The sequence below is a fragment of the Rhodanobacter sp. L36 genome, from assembly GCF_009765755.1.
Classification (GTDB): Bacteria; Pseudomonadota; Gammaproteobacteria; order Xanthomonadales; family Rhodanobacteraceae; genus Rhodanobacter.
On sequence record NZ_LMUV01000002.1, the window covers coordinates 903,555 to 910,492 of the forward strand.

Genomic DNA, 6,938 nt, shown 5'->3' on the forward strand with positions numbered 1-6,938 from the left:
CATCACTGAGTCGCCGCACGACCACATGGAGAGCACGACAGCTATGGCGACAACTCGTTCGGATGCCCTGGTGTTTTTCGGCGCCACTGGCGACCTGGCCTACAAGAAGATTTTCCCCGCGCTGCTGGCGATGGTGACGCGCGACGGGCTGGATCTGCCGATCGTCTGCATCGCGCATTCCGGCTGGGATCTGGAGCAGCTGCGCAAGCGCGCGCACGACAGCATCGCGCAGGCAGCGAAGGATGAGCACGGCAGCGTCGACGAAGCGGGGTTTGCGAAGTTGTCGGCGTTGCTGCAATACGTCGATGGCGATTACAAGGATTCGGCGACGTTCGATCAGTTGAAGAAAGCGCTCGGTTCGGCCAAGCGCCCGCTGCATTACCTGGCGATTCCGCCGAGCCTGTTCGGCACCGTGGCGAAAGGCCTGAAGCAGGCCGGTTGCGCGGACGATGCGCGGGTCGTGGTGGAGAAACCGTTCGGGCGCGATCTCGCCTCCGCGCAGGAACTCAACCGCACGCTGCATGAAGTGTTTCCCGAGTCGTCGATCTTCCGCATCGATCATTACCTCGGCAAGGAGCCGGTGCAGAACCTTTTGTATTTCCGTTTTGCCAACACTGTGTTCGAGCCGGTGTGGAATCGCAACTACGTCGACAGCGTGCAGATCACGATGGCCGAGAAGTTCGGCATCGAAGGGCGCGGCGCGTTCTACGATGACGTCGGCGCGATTCGCGACGTGCTGCAAAACCATCTGCTTCAGGTCACCTCGCTGCTGGCGATGGACGCGCCGGTCGGCAACGATCCGGGTTCGCTCAACGCGGAAAAGCTGCGGTTGTTCCGCGCGATGCGGCCGATCGATCCGTCCGACGTGGTACGCGGCCAGTACAGCGGCTATCGCGATGTCGACGGCGTGGCGAAAGGATCGAACGTGGAAACTTTCGTCGCCCTGCGCTTGCACATCGATACGTGGCGCTGGGCCGGCGTGCCGTTCTATATCCGCGCGGGCAAGAACCTGCCGCTCACCACCACCGAAGTGATGGTCGACATGAAAGCGCCGCCGATGCCGGTGTTCGACGACATCGGGCCGAAGGAGTCGAATTATTTCCGCTTCCGGCTCAGTCCCGAAGTGGTGATCGCCGAAGGCGCGCGCGTGAAACAGCACGGCGAAAAAATGCATGGCGAGCCGGTGGAACTGGTGGCGCGTCATCATCCGGAGCCGGAGAAATCCCCCTACGAGCGATTGCTCGGCGACGCGATTCGCGGCGACAACTCGCTGTTCTCCAGCGATGAATGCGTCGAGGCGGCATGGGCCGTGGTCGATCAGGTGCTGAATCACGAAGGCCCGGTCAGCAGCTACGAGCCCGGCAGCTGGGGCCCGGATGCCGCGGCGAAAATCGTGGAAACCGCCGAGGGTTGGCACGACCCCGTGGCCGAGGCCACCGACCCATGCTGAGCAGCGAACAACGCGACACGAGTCCGCTGGATGCGTCGGCGGCGGCGCGCGTGGTGTTTCTGCTCGACGTGGACAACACATTGCTGGACAACGATCGCTTCGCGGCCGACCTCGGCGCGAAGCTCGGGCAATCGTTCGGCGACGAGCAGCGCGATCGCTACTGGTCGATCTACAACGAGTTGCGCGACAGCCTCGGCTATGCCGATTACATCGGCGCGCTGCAACGTTTTCGCAGTGGGCTCGACAACGATCCCGCGCTGCTGCATATGTCGAATTACCTGCTGGAATATCCGTTCGCCCAGCGCTTGTATCCGCACGCGCTGGAAAGCATTGCGCACCTGCGCACGCTCGGCACGGTGGCCATTCTTTCCGATGGCGACGTGGTGTTCCAGCCGCGCAAGGTGCAACGCGCCGGCCTCTGGGACGCACTCGCCGGCGACGTGCTGATCTATGTCCACAAGCAGCAGATGCTGGTCGGCATGCAGCAGCGCTATCCCGCCGCACATTACGTGATGGTCGACGACAAACCGAACATCCTCGTCGACATGAAGAAGGTGCTCGGCGACAAACTCACCACCGTGTTTGTCGACCAAGGCCACTACGCCGCACAAGCGCCGGCCGAAGTGCGCGATGCGGCCGACATGCGCATCGCCACGATCGGCGAGCTGCGCAACTTCAAAATCGAAGACTTCCTGCCGACGGTACTGGCCATTCGCCTGCCGTCCCACTGATCTGATCAATGCAATGAATTCCCTCACCTGAAGCGTCATGGAGCAAGCATGAAAGCGACCCAGCAATTGCACGACCTCGGCCAGAGCCTGTGGCTCGACAACATCACCCGCACCATGCTCGACGACGGAACCCTGGCGCGCTACATCGCCGAGCTGTCGGTGACCGGGCTTACTTCCAACCCGAGCATCTTCGATGCGGCGATGGGCGAAGGTGATGCGTATGACGCAGGCATCCATGCGAAATCGCTGACCGGCCTTTCCGGCGAAGCACTGTTCACCGAACTGGCGCTGGAAGATCTGCGCCGCGCGGCGGACCTGTTCCAGCCCATCTTCAAGTCCACCCACACGATCGATGGCTGGGTGTCGATGGAAGTGTCGCCACTGCTCGCGGCCGATACCAAAGGTTCGATCGATGCGGCGAAGCAGATTCACGCACTGGCGAAGCGCGACAACTTGTTCGTCAAGATTCCAGGCACGCCCGAAGGGCTGCCGGCCATCGAGGAAGCGATTTTCCTGGGCATTCCGATCAACGTGACGCTGCTGTTTTCGTGCGCGCACTATCAGGCGGTCGCCGAAGCGTACATGCGCGGCATCGAACGCCGCATCGCCGCCGGGCTCGATCCGACAGTGGGCTCGGTGGCATCGTTGTTCATCAGTCGCTGGGATGTCGCCAGCAATGATCAGCTCCCACCCGAACTGCACAACAAGCTCGGCATCGCGGTCGGCCAGCAGACCTATCGTGCGTATCGCGACGTGCTCGCATCGGATCGCTGGAAGAAACTCGCCGCTGCCGGCGCGGTGCCGCAACGGCTGCTGTGGGCCAGCACCGGAACGAAGGATCCCGCCGCGCCGGACACGCTCTACATCACGGCGTTTGCCGCGCCCGATACGGTGGACACGATGCCGGAAAAAACCTTGCACGCGTTCGCCGATCACGGTCAGTTGCACGGCGTGATGGCCACGGATGGCGGCGATGCCGACGACACGCTGGCGAAGATCACCAAGGCCGGTGTCGATATCGACGCGCTGGCCGCCAAGCTGCAGAAGGATGGCGCCGAGTCGTTCGTCAAATCCTGGAACCATTTGCTCAAGGGACTCGACGACAAGGTGAAACAACTGCACGGCAAATCGGAAGGACCGGCCCTGTCATGAGCCGTCCCGATCTCACCTCACTGCCCGCGTGGCAGGCACTGCAGCAGCACTTCGCCAACGTCGGCCACACGCACCTGCGCGAACTATTCGCTGCCGATCCGCAACGCGGCGAGCAACTCGTGCTGGAAGACGTCGGCCTGTATCTGGATTATTCCAAGCAGCGCGTTAACACCGAAACGCTGAAGCTGCTGCGCGAGCTGGCGGAGGCATGCGATCTGCCGAAGCGCATCGAGGCGATGTTCAGCGGCGAGAAGATCAACACCACCGAAGACCGCGCCGTGCTGCACATCGCGTTGCGTGCACCCAGCAGCGCGAAGATCCTGGTCGACGGCCACGACGTGGTGCCCGACGTGCACGACGTGCTCGATCGCATGGCCACGTTCTCCGACAAGGTGCGCAGCGGCGCGTGGAAGGGACACACCGGCAAGACCATTCGCAACGTGATCAGCATCGGCATCGGCGGCTCCGATCTCGGCCCGGTGATGGCGTATGAAGCACTGCGCGATGACAGCCGCCGCGACATGACGTTTCGCTTCGTGTCCAATGTGGACGGCACCGACTTCGCCGAAGCGGTGCGCGACCTCGACGCCGCCGAGACGCTTTTCATCATCTGTTCGAAAACCTTCACCACGCTGGAGACGCTGACCAATGCGCACGCAGCACGCGCATGGAGCGTCAAGGCCCTGGGTGACGAAAGCGCGGTCGCCAAACATTTCGTCGCGGTGTCCACCAATGACGAGGGTGTATCAAAGTTCGGCATCGACACCGCCAACATGTTCGGTTTCTGGGACTGGGTCGGCGGGCGCTACTCGATGGATGCATCGATCGGCCTGTCGACCATGCTGGCGATCGGGCCGGACGGATTCCGCGAGATGCTCGCCGGCTTCCATGCGATGGATGAGCATTTCCGCCACGCGCCGCTGGACCAGAATCTGCCCGCGCTGATGGGCCTGCTCGCGCTGTGGAACAACAATTTTCTCGGCGCGGCCACCGTCGCAGTGCTGCCGTACGAGCAGTACCTCAAGCGTTTCCCGGCGTATCTGCAACAGCTGACGATGGAGAGCAACGGCAAGCACGTCACGCTCGATGGCACGGTGGTGAACTACGACACCGGCCCGATCTACTGGGGCGAGCCGGGCACCAACGGCCAGCACTCGTTCTACCAGTTGATCCATCAGGGCACGCGCATCGTGCCGTGCGATTTCATCGGCTTCGGGCAGACGCTCAACCCGCTGCCCGCACAAGGCGGTGGTGATCAGCACGATCTGCTGATGGCCAACCTGATCGCGCAGGGCGAAGCACTCGCGTTCGGCAAGACCGCCGACGAAGTGCGCGCCGAAGGCACGGCCGAGGCGCTGGTTCCGCATCGCACGTTCGAAGGCAATCGCCCGAGCAGCACGATCCTCGCCGCGAAACTTACGCCGCATGTACTCGGTTCGCTGATCGCGTTATACGAGCACAGCGTGTTCGTGCAAGGCGTGATCTGGAACATCGATTCGTTCGATCAGTGGGGCGTCGAGCTGGGCAAGCAGCTGGCGAAAACCACCATCGCCGAGCTGACGGCGAAGGACGCGCCGAAACTTTCACACGACAGTTCGACCAATGCGCTGATCCTTCGCTATCGCCAGTTGCGTGATGGCGCCACATCGAGAAAAGCATGAGTCAGAAAATCAGCCCGCTCGCCGGCAAGCCGGCACCTGCGTCGATCCTCGTCGATGTGCCGAAACTGCTGGCCGCGTACGCGGACCTGAAGCCCGATCCGTCGGTGGCGGCGCAGCGCGTGGCGTTCGGTACTTCAGGGCATCGCGGCAGTTCGTTCGATCGCAGCTTCAACGAAGCGCACATCCTGGCGATCAGCCAGGCAATCTGCGACTACCGCAAAAGCAAGGGCATCGATGGTCCGTTGTTCATCGGTTTCGATACGCACGCACTGTCGCAACCGGCGTTCGAAAGCGCGCTGGAAGTGCTTGCCGCGAACGGTGTGGAGACGATGATCGCCAGCGGCGGCGAGTTCACGCCGACGCCGGTGATCTCGCACGCGATCCTCACGTACAACAAGGGCCGCACGAAAGGTCTCGCCGACGGCATCGTGATTACGCCCTCGCACAACCCGCCCGACAACGGCGGCTTCAAATACAACCCGACCAATGGCGGCCCGGCCGATACCGACATCACCAACTGGGTGCAGGATCGCGCCAACGCGCTGATCCAGAATGGCCTGAAAGACGTGAAGCGCGTGCCGTTCGCGCAGGCGCGCAAGGCCGCGACCACGCACGAGCACGATTACCTCAACACCTACGTGGCCGATCTCGGCAACATCGTCGACTTCGACATCATCCGCAGCGCCGGCGTGCACATGGGCGTCGATCCTTTGGGCGGCGCGGGCGTGCATTACTGGGCGCCGATCGCCGAGCGCTACAAGCTCGACCTGACGGTGGTTAGCGACGTTGTCGATCCGCAGTTCGCCTTCATGACGGTGGACTGGGACGGCAAGATCCGCATGGATCCGTCGTCGAAATACGCGATGCAGCGGCTGATCGCATTGAAGGACACGTACGATGTCGCCTTCGCTTGCGACACCGACCACGATCGCCACGGCGTGGTCACGCGCAGCAGCGGATTGATGGAGCCGAACAATTACCTGTCGGTGCTGGTGGATTACCTGTTCCAGCACCGGCCGCAGTGGAGTGACAAGGCGGCGGTCGGCAAGACGGTGGTGAGCACCGCACTGATCGACCGCGTGGCGAAGAAGCTTGGTCGCAAGCTCTACGAAGTGCCGGTCGGTTTCAAGTGGTTCGCCGATGGCCTGTTCGATGGTTCGCTCGGCTTCGGTTGTGAGGAAAGCGCCGGTGCCTCGCTGCTGCGTCGCGACGGCTCGGTGTGGACCACCGACAAGGATGGCCTCGTGCCTGCGTTGCTCTCCGCCGAAATCACCGCGCGCAGCGGCAAGGATCCGGGCAACGTCTACAAGGCGTTGACCGACGAACTCGGCAAGCCGTTCGCGAGTCGTGTCGATGCGGCGGCCACACCGGCGCAACAGGCGAAGCTCGCGAAGCTTTCACCGGACCAGTTGCACACCGATCAGCTAGCGGGCGAGAAGATCGAGCAGGTGCTCGACAAGGCGCCGGGCAATGGCGCGGCAATCGGTGGCATCAAGGCGGTATCGGCCAGTGGTTGGTTCGCTGCGCGGCCGTCGGGCACCGAGGCGATCTACAAGGTTTACGCCGAAAGCTTCAAGGACGAAGCGCATCTGAAAGAGCTGCTCGCCGAAGCGCAGAAAATCGTCGACGCCGCGCTTTCCGGTGCATGATGACGCGCACTTCTCGCTGTCCGTGACGAAGCGTCCGGTGCTCGTCGCCATCACCCGCTGAGGAAAGCGATGCGCCCACGTCGCCACAAGGAACGCCACCGCACTGGTCGCATCGCCTGGTTGCGCGCGGCGGTGCTCGGCGCCAACGACGGCATCGTTTCCACCGCGAGTCTGGTGCTAGGCGTTGCTGCCGCGCATGCCACGCGCGGCAGCATTCTGGTCGCCGGCATGGCAGGTCTGGTGGCGGGGGCGATGTCGATGGCCGCGGGCGAATACGGGTCCGTGCATTCGCAGG

The 6,938-nt window shown here is 63.0% G+C and carries 6 protein-coding genes; all 6 read left to right on the forward strand.

Going from position 1 to position 6,938, the window contains the following annotated elements:
• The first annotated feature begins 43 nt into the window (after window positions 1-43).
• Window positions 44-1,450: a glucose-6-phosphate dehydrogenase gene (gene zwf / locus GSQ73_RS03880; protein WP_158881156.1), complete on the forward strand. Its 1,407-nt coding sequence runs from the start codon at window positions 44-46 to the stop codon at window positions 1,448-1,450.
• Complete coding sequence (locus GSQ73_RS03885; RefSeq protein ID WP_158881158.1) at window positions 1,444-2,181, forward strand: HAD family hydrolase; 738 nt, start codon at window positions 1,444-1,446, stop codon at window positions 2,179-2,181. The genes zwf and GSQ73_RS03885 overlap by 7 nt, the downstream gene beginning before the upstream one ends.
• A gap of 48 nt (window positions 2,182-2,229) precedes the next feature.
• The gene (gene tal / locus GSQ73_RS03890) at window positions 2,230-3,333 is read left to right on the forward strand and encodes a transaldolase (protein ID WP_158881160.1); all 1,104 of its coding nucleotides are present in this window, start codon (window positions 2,230-2,232) and stop codon (window positions 3,331-3,333) included.
• Window positions 3,330-4,994 carry a glucose-6-phosphate isomerase gene (pgi, locus tag GSQ73_RS03895; protein WP_158881162.1) on the forward strand — a complete coding sequence of 555 codons (1,665 nt, stop codon included), beginning with the start codon at window positions 3,330-3,332 and terminating at the stop codon, window positions 4,992-4,994. Before tal ends, pgi begins: the two co-directional genes overlap by 4 nt.
• On the forward strand, window positions 4,991-6,643 hold the full coding sequence (gene pgm / locus GSQ73_RS03900) for a phosphoglucomutase (alpha-D-glucose-1,6-bisphosphate-dependent) (RefSeq protein ID WP_158881164.1): 1,653 nt from the start codon (window positions 4,991-4,993) through the stop codon (window positions 6,641-6,643). Before pgi ends, pgm begins: the two co-directional genes overlap by 4 nt.
• Window positions 6,644-6,712: 69 nt before the next feature.
• Window positions 6,713-6,938 (forward strand): VIT1/CCC1 transporter family protein (locus tag GSQ73_RS03905; protein WP_174236050.1); only part of this gene is annotated, 226 nt, incomplete at its 3' end.